Source organism: Mycobacterium sp. NTMscope_MAC_269 (genome assembly GCF_976985695.1).
In genome coordinates, this window is the sequence record NZ_OZ335668.1 from 1735056 (window position 1) to 1752679 (window position 17624).

The 17624-nt window shown below is 68.8% G+C and carries 17 protein-coding genes; 4 read left to right on the forward strand and 13 right to left on the reverse strand.

Annotation, left to right across the window (positions count from 1 at the left end):
- Positions 1-78: 78 nt before the first annotated feature.
- Both ACZ50Z_RS08085 and ACZ50Z_RS08090 read right to left on the reverse strand, forming a co-directional pair.
- On the reverse strand, positions 79-1119 hold the full coding sequence (locus ACZ50Z_RS08085) for a hemolysin family protein (protein ID WP_464483076.1): 1041 nt from the start codon (positions 1117-1119) through the stop codon (positions 79-81).
- Positions 1116-2489 carry a hemolysin family protein gene (locus ACZ50Z_RS08090; RefSeq protein WP_464483077.1) on the reverse strand — a complete coding sequence of 458 codons (1374 nt, stop codon included), beginning with the start codon at positions 2487-2489 and terminating at the stop codon, positions 1116-1118. The genes ACZ50Z_RS08085 and ACZ50Z_RS08090 overlap by 4 nt, the downstream gene beginning before the upstream one ends.
- A 301-nt stretch (positions 2490-2790) precedes the next feature.
- Here ACZ50Z_RS08090 and ACZ50Z_RS08095 point away from each other — a divergent pair, with 301 nt between their 5' ends.
- A complete protein-coding gene (locus ACZ50Z_RS08095; protein WP_464483078.1) occupies positions 2791-3423 on the forward strand; it encodes a GNAT family N-acetyltransferase in 633 nt (210 codons plus the stop codon).
- On the opposite strand, the gene mbtN is transcribed toward ACZ50Z_RS08095, so the two are convergent.
- The 7 genes from mbtN to ACZ50Z_RS08130 all read right to left on the reverse strand — a co-directional run bounded on the left by mbtN (position 3381) and on the right by ACZ50Z_RS08130 (position 10867).
- A complete protein-coding gene (mbtN, locus tag ACZ50Z_RS08100; RefSeq protein WP_464483079.1) occupies positions 3381-4556 on the reverse strand; it encodes a mycobactin biosynthesis acyl-ACP dehydrogenase MbtN in 1176 nt (391 codons plus the stop codon). The two genes, ACZ50Z_RS08095 and mbtN, sit on opposite strands and share 43 nt — an antisense overlap.
- 9 nt (positions 4557-4565) lie before the next feature.
- A complete protein-coding gene (mbtM, locus tag ACZ50Z_RS08105; RefSeq protein WP_464483080.1) occupies positions 4566-6134 on the reverse strand; it encodes a long-chain-fatty acid--ACP ligase MbtM in 1569 nt (522 codons plus the stop codon).
- Positions 6127-6381, reverse strand: coding sequence for an acyl carrier protein (locus ACZ50Z_RS08110; protein ID WP_464483081.1), 255 nt, complete (start codon positions 6379-6381; stop codon positions 6127-6129). Before ACZ50Z_RS08110 ends, mbtM begins: the two co-directional genes overlap by 8 nt.
- Before the next feature lie 53 nt (positions 6382-6434).
- Positions 6435-7871 (reverse strand): GuaB1 family IMP dehydrogenase-related protein, encoded by a 1437-nt coding sequence (locus ACZ50Z_RS08115; protein WP_464483082.1) that lies wholly within the window; start codon positions 7869-7871, stop codon positions 6435-6437.
- Between the two features lie 39 nt (positions 7872-7910).
- A complete protein-coding gene (gndA, locus tag ACZ50Z_RS08120) occupies positions 7911-9380 on the reverse strand; it encodes an NADP-dependent phosphogluconate dehydrogenase (RefSeq protein ID WP_464483083.1) in 1470 nt (489 codons plus the stop codon).
- A 102-nt stretch (positions 9381-9482) separates the two neighbouring features.
- Positions 9483-10433: a M56 family metallopeptidase gene (locus ACZ50Z_RS08125; RefSeq protein WP_464483084.1), complete on the reverse strand. Its 951-nt coding sequence runs from the start codon at positions 10431-10433 to the stop codon at positions 9483-9485.
- A 14-nt stretch (positions 10434-10447) separates the two neighbouring features.
- Positions 10448-10867: a BlaI/MecI/CopY family transcriptional regulator gene (locus tag ACZ50Z_RS08130; RefSeq protein WP_464483085.1), complete on the reverse strand. Its 420-nt coding sequence runs from the start codon at positions 10865-10867 to the stop codon at positions 10448-10450.
- Positions 10868-11204: 337 nt separating this feature from the next.
- Between ACZ50Z_RS08130 and ACZ50Z_RS08135 the strand changes: the two genes are divergently transcribed.
- Complete coding sequence (locus tag ACZ50Z_RS08135; protein ID WP_067248114.1) at positions 11205-11627, forward strand: PaaI family thioesterase; 423 nt, start codon at positions 11205-11207, stop codon at positions 11625-11627.
- Positions 11628-11670: 43 nt separating this feature from the next.
- Here the strand turns inward: ACZ50Z_RS08135 and ACZ50Z_RS08140 are convergent, their stop codons facing one another.
- From ACZ50Z_RS08140 to ACZ50Z_RS08150, 3 genes are all read right to left on the reverse strand, one after another.
- Positions 11671-13056: an NAD(P)/FAD-dependent oxidoreductase gene (locus ACZ50Z_RS08140; protein WP_464483086.1), complete on the reverse strand. Its 1386-nt coding sequence runs from the start codon at positions 13054-13056 to the stop codon at positions 11671-11673.
- Positions 13057-13240: 184 nt separating this feature from the next.
- A complete protein-coding gene (locus ACZ50Z_RS08145; RefSeq protein WP_464483087.1) occupies positions 13241-14158 on the reverse strand; it encodes an LLM class F420-dependent oxidoreductase in 918 nt (305 codons plus the stop codon).
- 63 nt (positions 14159-14221) lie between these two features.
- Positions 14222-14899 carry an SDR family oxidoreductase gene (locus ACZ50Z_RS08150; RefSeq protein WP_464483088.1) on the reverse strand — a complete coding sequence of 226 codons (678 nt, stop codon included), beginning with the start codon at positions 14897-14899 and terminating at the stop codon, positions 14222-14224.
- A gap of 187 nt (positions 14900-15086) precedes the next feature.
- On the opposite strand from ACZ50Z_RS08150, the gene modA reads away from it, so the two are divergent.
- Positions 15087-15863, forward strand: coding sequence for a molybdate ABC transporter substrate-binding protein (gene modA / locus ACZ50Z_RS08155; RefSeq protein WP_464483089.1), 777 nt, complete (start codon positions 15087-15089; stop codon positions 15861-15863).
- Positions 15864-15875: 12 nt separating this feature from the next.
- Here the strand turns inward: modA and ACZ50Z_RS08160 are convergent, their stop codons facing one another.
- Positions 15876-16556, reverse strand: coding sequence for a DUF2510 domain-containing protein (locus ACZ50Z_RS08160; RefSeq protein WP_464483090.1), 681 nt, complete (start codon positions 16554-16556; stop codon positions 15876-15878).
- A 250-nt stretch (positions 16557-16806) separates the two neighbouring features.
- Here ACZ50Z_RS08160 and ACZ50Z_RS08165 point away from each other — a divergent pair, with 250 nt between their 5' ends.
- A complete protein-coding gene (locus ACZ50Z_RS08165; protein WP_464486136.1) occupies positions 16807-17583 on the forward strand; it encodes an ABC transporter permease in 777 nt (258 codons plus the stop codon).
- The last annotated feature ends 41 nt before the right edge of the window (positions 17584-17624 follow it).

Genomic DNA, 17624 nt, shown 5'->3' on the forward strand with positions numbered 1-17624 from the left:
GCCCTCCAGCACTTTCTTAACTGGTAGCCGTGAAAGATCATACGGGCTGCGCGCGGTCGGCCCCGCCGGACAGTGCGGCTAGGCCTCGCGCATGGTCCCGACGAAGTCCTCGACCAGGTCTTCCATCGCGACCATGGCCACCACCGCGCCGCGCTCGTCGGTGACCAGCGCCAGGTGACTGTTGTTGCGGCGCAGCCGCGACAGCGCATCGGCCAGCGGCAGCGACCGCGGCAGCCCCGGCAGGGGCCGCACCTTTGCCAGATCGATCACCGTCTGCGGATCATCGTCGAGCGTCAGAACGTCCTTGATGTGCAGATAGCCGACGAAGCTGCCGTCGAGGTTTGCCACCGGGAAGCGGGAGTAGCCGCTCTGGGCCAGGGCGTCCTCGACCGCTCCGACCGTGGGGCCCTTGCCCGCGCCGGCCACCGGCACCGCGCGCACCCCGGACAGCGGTACTGCCACGTCGCCGACCACCCGGTGGCGGATCTGCAGCGCCCGGGCCAGCCGGGTGCCTTCCTCCTGGTCCAGCAACCCTTCCGACGCGGACTCGGCGATCATCTCGCTCAGCTCGACGGGGGAGACCGTGATCTCCAGCTCCTCCTTGCGCTCGACGCCCAGCGCGCGCACCACCACGCTGGCGCACTTGTCGTAGAACACAATGAACGGCCGGGCCGCCCGCACGTAGGCCAGATACGGCGGGACGAGCAGCATCGCCGTGCGCTCGGGGCCGGCCAACGCGATGTTCTTGGGCACCATCTCGCCCAGCAGCACGTGCAGCGTCACCACGATGACCAGCGCGACCACCAACGACAATGTGTGCAACAGCGCGGGGTGGATCGCGGTCAGCCCGAGCGCCGTTCTCAGCAGGTCCGAGACCGCCGACTCACCGATCCGGCCGAGCAGCAGCGACGCGGCCGTGACGCCCAATTGGGCGCCGGCCAGCATGGCCGGCAGCTGCTCCCCGGCGCGGATCACCGTGACCGCGGCCGCCTTGCCCTGTTCGGCCAGCGCTTCGAGCCGGTCGCGCCGCGCCGAGATCAGCGAGAACTCGGCCCCGACGAAGAACGCGTTCACGGCGATCAGCAGGCACGCGAGCAGCACGCCCATGGTGTCGCTCATCGGTGCCCCCCTGCCGCGGGGATTTCGTCGTCGTGACCGCTGAGTTCGGTCAATTCGAGCAGGTCGATGCGGCGGCCATCCATCCGGATCACCCGCGCCTGCCAGCGCGTCACCGCTTCCAGCAACCCGTCGGCGTCCAGGCCGGGCAGCTTCACGGTTTCACCGGCCGCCGGGATGTGACCGATCTCGCGCAGCACCAACCCGCCGATCGTCTCGTAGGGGCCTTCGGGTGCCCGGAAGCCGGTGGCGGTGGCCACCTCGTCGATGCGCAACAGGCCCGACACCCGCCATCCGGTGCCGGCGGGCACCACGTCGGGAGTGGCGTCGTCGTGCTCGTCGCGGACATCGCCCACGATCTCTTCGATCAAGTCCTCGACGGTCACCATGCCCGCGGTGCCGCCGTATTCGTCGACGACGAGCGCGGTTTGCAGGCTGTTGGCCCGGATCTCGGCCATCACCGCGTCACCGTCGAGCGTGGACGGCACCACCGCGACGGGTTGCGCCACCGTGGTCAGCAGCGTGCGCGCCCGCTCGGCCCGCGGGATCGCGAACACCTGCTTGACGTGCACGATGCCGACGGTCTCGTCGAGGTCGCCGTCGACGATGGGGAAACGGGAAAACCCGGACTCCGCGGCCGCGGCCACCAGGTCGGCGACGGTGTCATCGGTCTGCAGCGCGACGATCTTGGACCGGGGCGTCATCAACTCCTCGGCGCTGAGGGTTCCGAACTGCAACGATCGGCGCACCAGGGCCGCCGTCGGGGCGTCCAGCGCTCCGCTGCGTGCCGACGAACGCACCAGCGACAACAGCTCTTGGGGGGATCGGGCGGACCGCAGCTCCTCGGCGGGCTCGATGCCCAGCCGGCGCACGATCCAGTTCGCCGCGCCGTTGGTCAACCGGATCGCCGGGGTCAGCAGCAGCGAGAACAGCAGCTGGGCGGCCACGACGGCGCGGGCGGTCGACAGGGGTCGCGCCACCGCCAGGTATTTGGGGACGAGCTCGCCGAACACCATCGACACCGACGTCACGATCACCAGCACCAGGGCGGCCATGATCGCGTCGCCGACCCTGTCGGGGATGTCGAGCGCGTCCAGCCACGGGTGCGGCAAGTCCTCGACCATGGGATCGGTCAGGTAACCGGCCGCCAGCGTCGTGACGGAAATCCCGAGCTGGGCGCCCGACAATTGAAACGACAGGCGCTGGTGCGCGCGCCGGATCCACCGGTCGCGGCGGCCGCCGCCGCGGGCGTTCGCCTCCACGGCGCTGCGGTCCAGCGTGGTCAACGAGAATTCGGCGGCGACGAACACGGCGTTGCCGAAGATCAGCACCGCGATCGCCACAATGCTGATCACGGTGACGGTGACGTTCATGAATTACGCCGCCCGCGGGTCGAGGAACGCGCCGGGGGAGGCTCCGCATCGGGCGGCTCGTCCGACGGCCCGTGCGCCGGCAAGCCGATGGCCTGCGCGGGTGCCTGCGGCACGTCGATCCTTTCGCTGCCTGGTGGCCGAGCGGACGCGGTTGCTTCCGTCTTTGCTGCCTTATGCTAGCCCGGGTTACGGCGCTTCGGCGCCGACCGTTCGCGGCGTCGCCGCAGCCGGCCCCGGAAACAACCGCTGAGCGGGCCCAACTACGGTATGCCTACCCTTACTCAGGTACGCTCTGCGCACTATGCCCGACGCCCCAGCGGAAACGCCGTCCGTTCAGATCCTGCCGCGCCAGCGCTCCGACATCGCCGACGAGGTCGCCCAGATCCCCCGCCCGCCCACGCCGTCCCTGGATGCCCCCTTCGCGCTGCGCGTCGCCCAGCTCGAGGACGCGGACATGGTTGCCGAGTGGATGAACCGGCCACACCTGGCCGAGGCGTGGGAGTACGACTGGCCGACACCGCGCTGGCGGCAGCACCTGGATGCCCAACTCGAAGGCACCTACTCCCTGCCGCTGATCGGAACCATACGCGGCAAAGATTGCGCCTACCTCGAACTATATTGGGGCGCAAAAGATCTCATCTCGCGCTATTACGACGCCGACCCCTACGATCTGGGGCTGCACGCCGCCATCGCGGATGTGAAGCTGGTGAACCGGGGCCTGGGACCGATGCTGTTGCCCCGCATCGTGGCCAGCGCCTTTGCGGCGGAGCCGCGGAGCCGCCGGATCATGTTCGACCCCGATCACCGCAACACCGCCGCGCGCAGACTGTGCGAGTACGTGGGCTGCACGTTTCTCGGCGAGCACGACACGACGAACCGGCGCATGACGCTCTACGCGCTAAAAGCCCCGGCATCGCCGACCAGCGACGCATAGCCGCTGTAATCGGGCGCCATCCCGGCGGCGACCAACTCCCACAACACCTCGTCGGTGCCGCCGCCGACCCGGGCGAGCTTCATGTCGCGCCACCACGCGCCCAGCGGCGTCTCGTCGATGAGGTAGCCCGCGCCGCCGAAGATGTGCATGCATTCCGACATCACTTCCTCGCCGAGGCGGGCCGCGGTCACCTTGACCCCCGCGGCCGCACGCAGGTCCAGCCGGCCCTGGGCCGCGATGCCGTGCAGGCCAAGCCGCAGCAGGTCGACACGTGCCTGCAAATCCGCCATCCGCAGGCGCAACGCCTGGTGTTCGAACAGCGTGTGGCCGAACTGGCGTCGAGTCATCATGCGGGCCAACGTGATCCCGATCGCCCGCTGGCACGACGCGGCGATCTGACCGGCGATCGACATCCGCTCGTGGGCCAGCCCCCAACTGATAGCCGCCAGCCCGGTGCCGGCGCGCGCGACCAGGGCGTCGGCGGGAACCCAGGTATCGATGTGCACGGCGGCGGTGTCCAGCGGACCGGCGCCGACCTTGTTGTAGGGCCGCTGCACGCTGACCTGGGCGGTCGGCACCGCGATCAGCGCGACGTTGCCGTACTTGCTCGTCGCGTCGTGGTCGACGCTGCGCGCCACCACCATGATGTGATCGGCGATGGGGGACAGCGAGACGAACTTCTTGGTGCCGCGGACATCGAAACCGCCGTCGCGCGAGGAGATCTCGGTTTCGACGATCTGTAGATCGGAGCCGCCGGACTCCTCGGAGGCGCCGAGGCACAGCACGGCCTGCCCGCGTATGGCCCGTTCGCAGATGTCCCGCAGATACTCCGACTTGCCGAACCGGCGCAGGACGGAGATCGCCGAGTCGTGCAGGCTGACGCCCACCCCGATGCCGGCTGAGGACAGCCCGCCCAGGGCGAACGCGAGTGCGACCAACTTACCGACGTCGGGTAGTGGGCCGTCGCCCCACTTTTCGCTGAAAACCCCGCGGGCGCCGAGGTGTTCGATCAACTCACGTGGAAACTGTTGCCGCGCCTCGGCTTCCGTCGTCCATGCCAGGACCTGCTCGTTGAACGCGTCGGCGAGCAGGGACCGGTAGCCGTCGAGGTCGGTCTCGGTTGTCTGGGTCATTGCCGTCACTTAGTCCACGGTCTCGAGAGAGCGCCGCACGTCCAGGCGGCGCAGTTTGCCCGACGACGTTCGGGGCAGCGACCCCGGTGCCATGAAGATGACGTCGGAGGGAACGACGCCGCACACGGAGGCGACCCGCGCGATGACGTCGGCGCGCGCGCCCGCCTGATCCGCCCCCCGGAATTCGGCGGCGACGATCAGGCCGGGGCGCGCGGAATGCTCGCCGGTGGCCAGCGCCACCACGGCGCCTTCGCGCACCCCGCGGACCTGCGCGGCGACCGTCTCGATCTCGGTCGGGAAGATATTGCGTCCGGCGATGGTGATGAGCTCCTTGGCCCGGCCGCACACCACCAGCCCGTCGTCGGCGAAGAAGCCGAGATCGCCGGTGGGAAACCAGCTTTCGCGGTCGACGGGGTCGTGGCCCAGGTAGCCGTCCATCATCGACGCGCCGCGGATCTCGATCTCACCGATGTCGCCCGGTGCGCCGTCGCGCGGCGAGATCCGAATCTCGGTGCCTGGAATGGGCGCGCCCAGCACCGCGTGGCGGCGCGACCCCGTCTCGTCGGTGACGTCGGCGAACCGCAACCCGGCGCCCGGGGTGGGCACGCTCACCGCGCACGTCGACTCCGCCAGGCCGTAGGACGGGGTGGCGGCGCCGGCGTCGAACCCGAAGGGGCCCATCGCCTCGGCGAATCGGCCGAATCCGTCACAGTCGACCGGCTCGCCGCCGTTGATCGCCACCCGCACGGCGCCGAGGTCGACGCCGGAGACGCGGCGGGCGTAGCGGCCGACCAGGTTGTAGGCGAAGTTCGGTGCCGCGGTGATCGTGGCGCGGCCTTCCGACAGCCAGCCCAGCCAGCGAAACGGCGAGGCGGTGAAAGCCGATGTGGGGGCGAGCCATACCGACATGCCACCCAGCGTTGACGCGAGCAAGAAGGACAGACCCATGTCGTGGTAGAGCGGCAGCCACGAGCAGCCGACGTCCGCCGGGGTGACCGCGAGCCGTTGATTGAGGCCGCGCAGGTTGGCCAGCACCGCGCCCGGCGACAGCGCCGCGGTTTTGGGCGAGCCGGTGGAGCCCGCGGTCCCCTGCAAGATCGCCGGATTGTCGCTTCGGGCCGGCGGCTCACCGCATGAGCGTCCCGTACGTGCCGCGGGCCCAACGTCTTCGACGAGCATGCCGTCGTCGAGGCCCGCCGGATCCAGCGATTGCAGGCCGTCCAGGTAGGAGCCGTGACTGAGGACCGTGCGCACGCCGATGCCGCGGAAACGGGTCAGCGTCGCCTCCGCCCACCGCCGGCCATCGGCGCCGCGCACCGGCCCGGGCAGGATCGACACGCTCGCGCCCGTCAGCCACGCACCCTGGATGGCGGCGACGAACTCGACGGTCGGTTCGCCGACCAGCCCGATGGCGGCCGGCCGGCCCCGGTCCAGCAGCCACGCGGCGATGCTCTCGGCCAGCCCGTGCACCTCGGGCCACGGGTGGCGGCGCCACGCCGAGGTCTCGCGGTCGAAGACCACCAGATCGCTGGTGCCACCGCGCATCGCCGCCGTCAGCGCCGCGGCCAGCTCACTCATCGCGATGTTTGGCGGCGATCGCGGCCTGCAGGTCGCCGACCGTCTCGCAGTTCAGCAGTTCCTCTTCGGACAGCGAGACTCCCAGCCGTTCTTCGATGGCCACCATGCCCACGGCGAAGGCCACAGAATCCAGCCCGACGTCGTCGACCAGCCGGGCGTCGGGGGTCAGGCGGGACGCGTCGACGTTGAGTTCATCGCGCAGGATGCTCAGCAGCTCGGCGCTGACGGTAGGGGAAGAGGAGGCCATGGCGCAGTAGGTTAGCAGGCCCTATTAGGCAAGGCTAGCCTTACCCGCGCGTGTCACCACCCCAGCGGTAGCGGGTGGCCCTCGGCGAAGCCCGCGGTCGACTGCACCCCGACCACGACCCGCTCGTACAGTTGCGCCAGGTTCGCGGCGCCGACGTAGGTGCAGGTGCTACGCACGCCCGAGGTGATGTGATCGAGCAGATCCTCCACACCGCCGCGGGCGGGGTCCAGCCCCATCCGGGACGTCGAAATGCCTTCCTCGAACAGCGATTTGCGGGCACGGTCGAACGCGGTGTCGGCGCCGCTGCGGGCGACCACGGCGCGCTTGGACGCCATGCCGTAGCTCTCCTTGTAGGGCTGGTCCTCGCGGTCGCGCATCAGGTCACCGGGCGATTCGTAGGTGCCGGCAAACCACGACCCGATCATCACGTTGGACGCGCCGGCCGCCAGTGCCAGCGCCACGTCGCGCGGATGGCGGACGCCGCCGTCGGCCCACGCATGACCGCCCAATTCCCTTGCGGCCGAAGCGCATTCGACGATAGCCGAGAATTGCGGGCGCCCGACGCCGGTCATCATCCGGGTGGTGCACATCGCGCCCGGGCCGACGCCGACCTTGACGATGCTCGCCCCGGCGCCGAGCAGGTCGCGGGTGCCCTCGGCCGAGACCACGTTGCCCGCCGCCAGCGGCACACCGAGATCGAGCGACGCGACCGTGCGGATCGCCTCGAGCGTCTTGACCTGATGCCCGTGGGCGGTGTCGATGACCAACAGGTCGATTCCGGCCTCGACCAGGGATCGCGCCTTGGCCCCGACGTCGCCGTTGATGCCGACGGCCGCGCCCACCCGCAGCCGGCCGCGCGCGTCGACGGCCGGGGTGTACAGACCGGCGCGGATGGCGCCGGTGCGGGTCAGCACCCCGGCCAGCGTGCCGTCGGCGTGCGTGACGACCGCGACACCGATGGGGGCCTGCTCGAGCAGATCGAAGATCTTGCGCGGCTCGGTGCCCACCGGGGCGGTGACGAAGTCGGTCATCGCCACGTCGCGCACCCGGGTGAAGCGATCCACCCCCAGGCAGGACGATTCGCTCACCAATCCCAGGGGACGACCCTCGAAGGCGACGACGGCGACACCGTGCGCCCGCTTGTGGATCAGCGCCGTCGCGTCGGAGACCGAGTCGTCGGGCCCCAGCACCACCGGGGTGTCGAGAACCAGGTCGCGGCCTTTGACGAACTCGACCGTCTGCTCGACCGCGGTGATGGGCAGGTCCTGCGGCAGGATCACCAGCCCACCGCGGCGCGCCACCGTCTCGGCCATCCGTTTGCCGGCCACCGCGGTCATGTTGGCGACGACGACCGGGATCGTGGTGCCCGACCCATCCCCGGTGGACAGGTCGACGTCGAACCGCGACGCGACCTCCGAGCGGGTAGGCATGATGAAGACGTCGTTGTAGGTCAAGTCGTAGCCGGGCCGGTGCCCGTCGAGAAACCTCATCGCAACTCGAACCCCCTCACGCCCTCCAGTGTGGCAAAGCTAGGCGGGCACTTCGGTGCGATCGCCGCTCCACAGCGTGTGGAAGCGCTTGTCGGGCTCGTCGTCGATGCGGCCGTAGGTGTGCGCGCCGAAGAAGTCCCGCAACCCCTGAGTCAGCGCGGCGGGCAGCCGCTCGGTGCGCAGTGCGTCGTAGTAGGACAGCGCCGAGGCGAAGCCCGGGATCGGAATGCCGAGCTGAGTGGCGGTCACCACGACCCGGCGCCAGCTGTCGATCGAGGCCTCGATGGCCTCGCGAAAGTACGGGGCGACGATCAGCGTCGGCAGGTCGGGGTTCTCGTCGAAGGCCTCTTTGATGCGGTTGAGGAACTTGGCCCGGATGATGCAGCCGCCGCGCCAGATGGTGGCCATGTCGCCGGGGGTGATGTTCCAGTCGTATTCGGCGCTGCCGGCCTGGATCTGGTTGAAGCCCTGGGCGTAGGCGATGATCTTCGACGCGTACAGCGCGCGGCGCACATCTTCGGTGAACTGTGTTGCGTCGGAGGGCTTTTCGCCGAGGTCGCCGGACGCCAACCCGGTGGTGGCCTTGCGCTGGGCGACCGATCCCGACAAGGCGCGCGCGAAGACCGCCTCGGCTATGCCAGTGACGGGCACACCGAGGTCGAGGGCCGATTTCACCGTCCAGCGCCCGGTGCCCTTCTGCTCGGCCTCGTCGAGGATGAGGTCGACGAGCGGCTTGCCGGTCTTGGCGTCGGTCTGCTTGAGCACCTCGGCGGTGATCTCGATGAGGTAGCTGTCCAGGTCGCCCTTGTTCCAGTCGGCGAACACGTCGGCGATCTCGCCCGCGGTTTTGCCGAGCCCGTCGCGCAGCAGCTGGTAGGCCTCGCCGATCAGCTGCATGTCGGAGTACTCGATGCCGTTGTGCACCATCTTGACGAAGTGCCCGGCGCCGTCGGGGCCGATGTGGGTGCAGCACGGGACGCCGTCGACGTGCGCGGAGATCTCCTCGAGGAGGGGGCCCAGCGACTTGTACGACTCGGCCGGCCCGCCCGGCATGATCGACGGCCCGTTGAGCGCGCCCTCCTCGCCGCCGGAGATGCCGGCGCCGACGAAGTGCAGGCCGCGCTCGCGCATCGCCTTCTCCCGGCGGATGGTGTCGGTGTAGAGGGCATTGCCGCCGTCGATGATGATGTCGCCGTCTTCCATCGCGTCGGCCAGTTCGTTGATCACCGCGTCCGTCGGGTCGCCGGCCTTGACCATGATCAGCACGCGTCGCGGCTTTTCCAGCGCGTCGAGGAATTCGGCGATGGTCTCCGACCGCACGAACTTGCCGTCGTCACCGTGCTCTTTGAGCAGCGCGTCGGTTTTGGCGACCGACCGGTTGTGCAGCGCCACGGTGTAGCCGTGCCGGGCGAAATTGCGGGCGATGTTCGACCCCATCACGGCCAGGCCCGTGACGCCGATCTGCGCGGTGCCGGTCTTGGAACCCGCCTGGGTGTCCGACGAACTCATGTCTTCGCCTCTCAATCGGGAGAACTTCTTCGGCAAAAGCTTTCGGTGACACTGTGGCACAGCGCATGGATGCGCGCCCGGGGTGATCGGCCGTCGGCGGCGTCAGAGGTTGAACAGGCGTTCCAGCTCGGTGAGCCAGGGCACGGCGAGCGCGATGGTGGGCACCACGAATACCGCCGCCGCGGCAAGGTAGGCGGCCGCCGACAGGGCGGCGCTGTTGCCGCGGCCGCCCAGCCGGCGCACGCGCAGCACCGTGCTGGGGCCGCTGGCCGCAAGCGCGCCCGACGGGGCCCGCCCCGACGCGCAGGCGACCAGCGCCCGGGCCAGGGGAGCGCGCCCGGCGGCACGCACCGCGGCATCGTCGGCGAGCAACTCGACCAGGAGCTGGACCGCGCCGAGCGCGTTGGCGCTTCGCACCAACCGCGGGAAGGCCGCGTGCACGGCGGTGAACGCCTCGAGCACCAGATCGTGCCGGGCCCGCAGGTGGGCCCGCTCGTGGGTGAGGATGGCCGCGACCTCCGCGTCGGCGAGCGTGCTCAGCGTTCCTTCGCTGACCACCACTCGGCTGCGCACGCCCGGCAAGCAGTAGGCGAGCGGTTGCGGGACATCCAGCACGCGAAGATCGCGGGTGCGGGTGCAGGACTGGGAGAGCGCCGCGTCGTGGCCGACCCCGACCAGGTCAACGACCATTCGGTGGTGGGCCCGTCGCTTCCGATTGGCGATGGCCACCCGGGCGATGGCGACCATCAACCGGGCGCCGACCAGCACGGTTAAGGCGAACACCCCGATGTAGGCCGCCCACAGCGGCCATCCGAGCCGGTCGGCGGCGCCGATGATGCTGGTCGTGGGGCGCCCGTCGGGACCGGGCATGAGCAGGCGGGTGGCGATGGCGATCCCGGCGCTGAACGCCGACAGAACCGCGGCCAGCGCGACGGCTTGCCACAACACCATTGCGGCGCGGGGGGCGCGCAGCGGCCAGCGCGCACGTGCCAACATGGCCGGCACCGGGCCGGTCAGTAGCACCGCGAGAATGATGAAAGCCAGCGCGGACACACTGTTAGTGTCCCTCAGCCCTCCGGGCCTGCGCCAGCAGATGGCGAGTTATTGCGTTGATTGGCTTCCAGTTCAGCGAGCGCGCGCCGAAGGGCCTCGGCCTCGTCGGCGCCGACGCGCTCGACGAAGTGCACCAGCGCGGCCTGCCGGCCCCCGGAGTCTTCGGCCTGGGCGAGCGCATCCACCATGAGGCCGGCGACCAGTTCGTCGCGGCCGTGCACGGGGGCGTACCGGTGTGCCCGATCGTCGCGGATCTGGGAGACCAGGTTCTTCTTGGCCAGCCGCTGCAGCACGGTCATGATCGTGGTGTAGGCCAGGTCGCGCTGCGCGGACAACGCCTCATGGACCTGGCGAACCGTCTGAGGCTCGGGCGTCGACCACAGATGGTCCATGACGGCCCGTTCCAGATCCCCCAGCCGTGTCAGTTTGGCCATAGTTCGTTCATCTCCTGAGCGTCGAAACCAGACTACTCCCGCTTACTACCGGCCGTCGTACGGAAAGCTGACAAATCACTGTGCCGGCCTCCGCGCGCGCCCGTTACGAACAAGTCGAACAATACCCCTTGCAAAGTTAGGGCAGCCTTGCCTATGCTAATCGAGTCGAGCGATAACGGACCGCGTGAGAGTCCTGAGGGCTGCAGTGACCCCCGGTCTTACTCGATCGGCGAGCCCCGTGCCTAGTGCACGGGGCTCAGCCGTTTCCGGGGGTGTTCTGCGGCCAGTTGTCCTGCCGCGTAAGCCGTCCCGCACGCCATGGTGTAGACACAGGGGCGTGCCAGAGCCGCAGGAAACCATCATTCCGCCGCATTTCTCCGCGCCCTTCGACCGCGAGATCGGCTTGCAGTTCACCGAACTCAGCCCCGACGGCGCGCGCGCCCAACTCGAGGTGACGCCCAAGCTGCTGCAGCCGATGGGTCTCGTGCACGGCGGCGTCTACTGCTCGATGATTGAAAGCATGGCGAGCGTGGCGGCCTACACCTGGCTGGCCACCCGCGGCGGCGGAAATGTCGTGGGAGTCAACAACAACACCGACTTCCTGCGCTCGATCGGCTCGGGGATGGTCTACGGCACCGTCGAACCGATCCACCGCGGCCGGAGCCAGCAGCTGTGGCTGGTCACCATCACCGACGACGACGATCGCGTTGTCGCCCGGGGCCAGGTGCGCTTGCAGAATCTCGAGCTACGCGAGGGCTGATCGCCGAATCGCGAAGTCCGGGAACAGGACTGGGGAGCCGAGCCTAGCTGGCCCGTCGGGCGACCGGTCGCTTGGTCTCCGCGGCCAGCACCGCCAGCTGCTCGAGCCGGGTGCGGGCGAACGCCTGCTGTTCGGTGATGGTGAGTTGACCCCGCCGGGTGCTCAGGAACGTCACCGTCCACGACAGCAGCGTGCTGATCTTGGTCTTGAACCCGACCAGGTAGACCAGGTGCAGGACGAGCCACGCGAACCAGGCGAACAGGCCGCTGAATTCGACGGGACCGATCTTGGCCACCGCGGAGAATCGCGAGACCGTGGCCATGGATCCCTTGTCGAAGTACTGGAACGGTTCCCGCTCGGCCGGGTTGGCGCCGTCGAGCTCGGCCTTGATCGTGTTCGCGACGTACTTGGCGCCCTGAATGGCGCCCTGGGCCACTCCCGGCACGCCTTCGACCGCGGCCAGGTCGCCGACGACGAACACGTCGGGGTGGCCCGGGACGGACAGGTCGGGCAGCACCTTGACCCGCCCGGCCCGGTCGAGTTCGACCGTCGACTGGTCGGCAAGGTCGCGCCCCAATGGACTGGCCGAAACGCCGGCGGACCATACCTTGCAAGCGGATTCGATGCGCCGGACGGTGCCGTCGGAGTCCTTGACGGTGATGCCGTTGCGGTCGACGTCGGTGACCATGGCGCCCAGCTGAATCTCCACGCCCATCTTCTCCAGGCGGTCGGCGGCCCGTTGACCCAGCTTGTCGCCGAAGGGCGGCAGCACCGCGGGGGCGGCGTCGAGCAGGATCACGCGCGCCCTGGTGGAGTCGATGTGACGGAACGAGCCTTTGAGCGTGTAGGTCGCCAATTCCGCGATCTGCCCGGCCATTTCGACGCCAGTGGGGCCGGCGCCGATCACGGTGAAGGTCAGCAGCTTGGCCCGTCGTTCCGGATCGCGGGACCGCTCGGCCTGTTCGAAGGCGCTCAGGATCCGCCCTCGCACCTCGAGGGCGTCGTCGATCGACTTCATGCCCGGGGCGAACTCGGCGAAATGGTCGTTCCCGAAATATGACTGGCCCGCGCCGGCGGCGACAATCAAACTGTCATAAGGGGTTTCGTAGGTGTGGCCGAGCAGATCCGACACGACGAACTTGCCGGCCAAGTCGATGTGGGTGACGTCGCCGAGCAGCACCTGGACGTTGCGCTGCCGGCGCAGGACGACGCGGGTGGGCGGGGCGATGTCGCCTTCGGACACAATGCCCGTCGCCACCTGGTAGAGCAGCGGCTGGAACAGGTGGTGCGTGGTGCGGGCGATCAGCTTGATGTCGACGTTCGCGTGCTTGAGTTTCTTTGCAGCGTTGAGCCCGCCGAAGCCCGACCCGATGATGACGACCTGGTGGCGGCGCTCCGGTTCAGCTGTGCGACCTGGCTGGGGGCTCATGTTTCCGCTGCTCCTGACGAGGGCTTTTGGACGCGCGACTGCAATTAGCAACCACGCTAGTCAGGCGGATACCCGAAACCTAACTCACAACATGTGTAATCAACCACACCGTGCGCATCACTCCTGGTCGTCGAACGTGATTCTCGTCATGTCCACCCGGCCGGTGCGGCGCGGGCCCGGCGGCCTACAGCCCGACGAGTGGGCGCAGCGCTTCGCCGGCCGCCTCGACGACGCCGAGTGTGTAGAAGGGCAGGTTGATGATCACGCCGTCGACGCCCGCGTCGACCACCTTGGTCTTGATCTGGTCGGCGACCGAGTCCGGGGTGCCGACCACCATGCGCTGCTTCATCTCCGCGGGAATCTGGTCGAGGCTCGCATTGTCGTCGATCAGGACAGTGGTCAGCGTGCTGGTCTCCAGGGTCGCGGGGTCGCGGCCCACCTCCTCGCAGGAGCGCCGCACCGCCTCCAGCTTGCCGGGCAGCTCGTCGAAGCCCGCGATCACGTTGAGGTGGTCGAAATGCCGTGCGGCGAGCGGGATTGTCTTCTTCTCGCCACTGCCGCCGATCATCAGCGGAATGTGGTCTCGGAAGCGGGGATTGGCGAACGCCTCGCTGGTTCGATACCACTTGCCCGAGAAACTCGCCCGCTCGCCCTTGATCATCGGCAGGATGATCTCCAGGGCTTCGTCGAGCCGGTTGAATCTATCGGTGAAGGTGCCGAATTCGAAACCCAACTGGTCATGCTCGAGCTGGAACCAACCGGTGCCGATGCCCAGGATCGCGCGACCCTGACTCACCACGTCCAGCGTGGTGATGGTCTTCGCCAGCAGGCTGGGGTTGCGATACGTATTGCCGGTCACCAGGGTGCCCAGCTGGACCCGCTCGGTGGCGGTGGCCAGCGCCCCCAGCGCGGTGTAGGCCTCCAGCATCGGCTGGTCGGGCGACCCCAACATCGGCAGTTGATAGAAGTGGTCCATCACGAAAACCGAGTCGAAGCCAGCGGATTCGGCCTCGCGCGCCTGGGCGATGACGGTGGGGAAGAGTTGCTCCACCGCGGTGCCGTAGGAAAAGTTGGGAATCTGCAAACCGAGTCGAATAGCCACGCTGATCACCGTAGCGATCGGCCGGGCGGGGGAGAAGGGTTTGCGACCGGCGCGGGTTACGCCTCAGGCGAACTGCGCCAGCGCGCCGTGGCTCACGTGCAACGTCTGACCGGTGATGTGGCGCGCCGCCGACGTGGTCAAGAACAGCGCCAGGCGCGCGACCTCCGCGGCCACCGGCGCCGGCGTGTGGGTGAGCCCGTCGTAGCCGGCCTGAGCGCTGCGACCACTGGCGACGGCGTTGACCGTGATGCCGCGTGTGCCGAAGACGCTTGCCTGTCCCGCGGTCCAATTCGTCAGCGTCGCTTTGATTGCGGCGTCGGCGCTGCCCGCCGGCGGGTTCTCGGGCACCACGCTGATGATCGACCCGCCCGAGCGGAGGTGATCGCCCACGGTCTGCAGCGTCAGCACCGCCGAAAGGACCGTCGCGTCAAGCGCTTTGCGCCACGCGTTGGCGGTGTCGGCGATCGAGTAGGTGCGCGGGTCGCCGGCCTCCCAGGTGGGCGCCGGCACGTTGACGATGGTGTCCAGGTGGTGGGGGAACAGCGGGCGGGCCTCTTCGAGGCTGGCCGGATCGGTGGTGTCGCAGACGATCGCCTCGACCTCGAGTTCCTTGGCGGCGATCTCCAGATCGCTCTTGCGCGCGCCCACCAGGGTGACTTTGTGGCCGTCATCGCGGAAGCCCTCGGCCACCGCGCGCCCCAGCTCCGTGTCTCCGCCGGTAACCAGTACCTCCACTGCCATGACCTCCTCTACCTGGGACCTCAGCGCGTTATGGCGTCAATCCCCGTTTATGTTACTGGACAGTAGCTAGCTGGCGAAATTTTCGCCGCCGCGACGCGCGGATCATTTGGGTAACTATTTGTGCGTCACTTTTTGCGGCGATTCAGCCACCAACCGGACCGCATCATCGGCGGGCTAGGGTGCATCCATGCGTCGGATCGGGTTCCTGACCGGGTTGGCTTCGACGGTGCTGCTGGCGGGACTCCTCGGCTGCGGTTCCACACCGCACCCGGCGCAGTCGTCGCAGGCGTCCGGGAAAGTGATGGTGTTTGCCGCCGCATCGCTCAAACCGGCGTTCACGCGGCTGGGCCAGCGGTTCACCGCCGAAAACCCGGGCAGCGGCGTCGAATTCGAGTTCGCCGGCTCCTCCGAGCTGGCCACCCAGTTGACGCAGGGCGCGAGCGCCGATGTCTTCGCGTCGGCCGACACCGCGCAGATGGACACGGTCAGCAAGGCCGGCCTGCTGAGCGGCGACGCGAGGAACTTCGCGTCGAACACGTTGGTCATCGTCACCGCGCCGGGCAACCCGAAAAAGATCGGATCCTTCTCCGACCTGGCCAGGCCCGGCCTCAACGTGGTGATCTGCCAGCGGCCGGTACCGTGCGGCGCAGCCACGCGGCGCATCGAAGACAGCACCGGGGTGCGGCTCAATCCCGTCAGCGAGGAACTCAGCGTGACGGACGCCCTGAACAAGGTCACCAGCGGCCAAGCCGACGCCGCGCTGGTCTACGTCACCGACGCCAAGACGGCCGGGAGCAAGGTCGCGACCGTGTACTTCCCCGAGGCCGCCGGCGCGGTGAACGTCTACCCCCTCGGGGTGCTGAAGAAGGCCGCCCATCCCACGCAGGCACAGAAATTCGTCGACCTGGTGACGTCCCCGGCCGGCCAGCAGATCCTGGCTGGGGCCGGCTTCGCCAAGCCCTGATCGCCGCGGCGCCTAGGGCTGAAAGGCCGGAAGAATGGAGCCGGAATCGCGAATCTCCCAGATGCTGCTTTTGGTCACGCCATCGAAGTTGATCTTGTTCAACGTCGCCCGCGAGTAGGTGAGGTCGATGGCGACCTGGGTCGAGGTATTGCCGTACGGGTCGGTCATCGGGAAGGTGCCCTGAACGTTCACGGCGGACGCATCGGGATAGGTCGCTCGGGCGTATCGGAGGATGTCGATGGTGTCCAGGCGCGCACCGTCTCTGATCAGCTGCTCGGTGTAGTTGTCCCGAATGGCGAATCGGGCGTCGACGATGTCGCCGTCGGGGCCTGGAGCGGTCGTGAAGGTGACCCCGTCGGGTTTCTTGGGCCCGGCCGGCGTCGGTGGCGCCGCCTCGGTCAGTGTCGACGGTCCCGCCGTGGTCGCACTGCCCGATGAGGATTGGCTGTCGTTTCTTCCGTCGAAACCCCAGCTTCTGCCGACAATGACGAGGAGGACGAGCACGGTGAGTACCGCGAGCGCCAGGGCCACCTTTCCGGAGACCGGCTTCTTGGGCGGCTCGGCGGCGAAAGCCCATTCGCTGGTCCAGTTGGTGCCGTCGAAATACCGTTGCAGCCCATGGCCTACCCCTGCGGGATCGGGGTACCAGCCCGGCGCCGATTTGGGCGGGGGCGGCGCCTGTTCAGATGGCATCCATGCACCTTCGTCCTGACGGTGACCTTCGGGCTACCCGCGGCGATGGCCGCGCAAAACCATTCTCGCCGGTCCCACTGACCACCGGTCGCCGGGCCCACCACTTACCGCGCGTCGGCGGGTTTCGGTGCCACGACGGCACGGAGCCCAGCGCATTCCGGTCTAATGCGAGGGGTGGGTGAGCAGTCCCGCGTGAGTCGTCGAAGCGACCGTCGGCAGGAGGGTAGGTATTAGCGCGCATAGCTCGGGTCTGCCTCGCTGGGTGTTTGTGCCTGCGGCCGCGGGGACCGTCTTCGTGGTGCTGCCATTGCTGGCCATCGCGGTCAAGGTCGATTGGCCGCATTTCTGGTCGCTGATCACGAGCTCGTCGTCACGCACCGCGCTGGCGCTCAGTCTTCAGACCGCCACCGCCAGCACGGTGTTGTGCGTGGCGCTCGGCGTGCCGATGGCGCTGGTGCTCGCCCGCAGCACGGCTCGGCTGGTGCGGTTGCTGCGCCCGCTGATCTTGCTGCCGCTGGTGCTGCCGCCGGTCGTGGGGGGGATCGCTTTGTTGTATGCGTTCGGGCGGCTCGGATTGCTCGGCCGGTACTTGGAGGCCGCCGGCGTCAGCATCGCCTTCAGCACCACCGCCGTGGTGCTGGCGCAGACGTTCGTCTCGCTGCCGTTTTTGGTGATTTCGCTCGAGGGGGCGGCGCGCACCGCGGGGGCCGATTTCGAGGTGGTGGCCGCGACGTTGGGGGCGCGGCCCGGCGCGGTCTGGTGGCGCGTCACGTTGCCGTTGCTGGTGCCGGGCGTCGTGTCGGGCGCGGTGTTGGCGTTCGCCCGATCGCTGGGTGAGTTCGGCGCCACCCTGACGTTTGCCGGCTCGCGGCAAGGGGTGACCCGCACGCTGCCGCTGGAGATCTATTTGCAGCGAGTGACCGACGCCGACGCCGCCGTGGCGTTGTCGATCCTGCTGGTGGTGGTGGCCGCCCTGGTGGTGCTGGGGCTGGGCACACGCCGGCTGACCGGGGCCGACGCCAGGTAGGGCCGGATCATGAGCGACTTGGAGCTGCACGCGGTCGTCTC

Excerpts from the sequence above, each read along its gene's own strand:
- ACZ50Z_RS08090 (WP_464483077.1), bottom strand. The coding sequence starts at position 2,489 with ATGAACGTCACCGTCACCGTGATCAGCATTGTGGCGATCGCGGTGCTG.
- ACZ50Z_RS08115 (WP_464483082.1), bottom strand. The coding sequence starts at position 7,871 with ATGAGGTTTCTCGACGGGCACCGGCCCGGCTACGACTTGACCTACAAC.
- mbtN (WP_464483079.1), bottom strand. The coding sequence starts at position 4,556 with ATGACCCAGACAACCGAGACCGACCTCGACGGCTACCGGTCCCTGCTC.
- gndA (WP_464483083.1), bottom strand. The coding sequence starts at position 9,380 with ATGAGTTCGTCGGACACCCAGGCGGGTTCCAAGACCGGCACCGCGCAG.
- mbtM (WP_464483080.1), bottom strand. The coding sequence starts at position 6,134 with ATGAGTGAGCTGGCCGCGGCGCTGACGGCGGCGATGCGCGGTGGCACC.
- ACZ50Z_RS08110 (WP_464483081.1), bottom strand. The coding sequence starts at position 6,381 with ATGGCCTCCTCTTCCCCTACCGTCAGCGCCGAGCTGCTGAGCATCCTG.
- ACZ50Z_RS08095 (WP_464483078.1), top strand. The coding sequence starts at position 2,791 with ATGCCCGACGCCCCAGCGGAAACGCCGTCCGTTCAGATCCTGCCGCGC.
- ACZ50Z_RS08140 (WP_464483086.1), bottom strand. The coding sequence starts at position 13,056 with ATGAGCCCCCAGCCAGGTCGCACAGCTGAACCGGAGCGCCGCCACCAG.
- modA (WP_464483089.1), top strand. The coding sequence starts at position 15,087 with ATGCGTCGGATCGGGTTCCTGACCGGGTTGGCTTCGACGGTGCTGCTG.
- ACZ50Z_RS08085 (WP_464483076.1), bottom strand. The coding sequence starts at position 1,119 with ATGAGCGACACCATGGGCGTGCTGCTCGCGTGCCTGCTGATCGCCGTG.
- ACZ50Z_RS08150 (WP_464483088.1), bottom strand. The coding sequence starts at position 14,899 with ATGGCAGTGGAGGTACTGGTTACCGGCGGAGACACGGAGCTGGGGCGC.
- ACZ50Z_RS08130 (WP_464483085.1), bottom strand. The coding sequence starts at position 10,867 with ATGGCCAAACTGACACGGCTGGGGGATCTGGAACGGGCCGTCATGGAC.
- ACZ50Z_RS08160 (WP_464483090.1), bottom strand. The coding sequence starts at position 16,556 with ATGCCATCTGAACAGGCGCCGCCCCCGCCCAAATCGGCGCCGGGCTGG.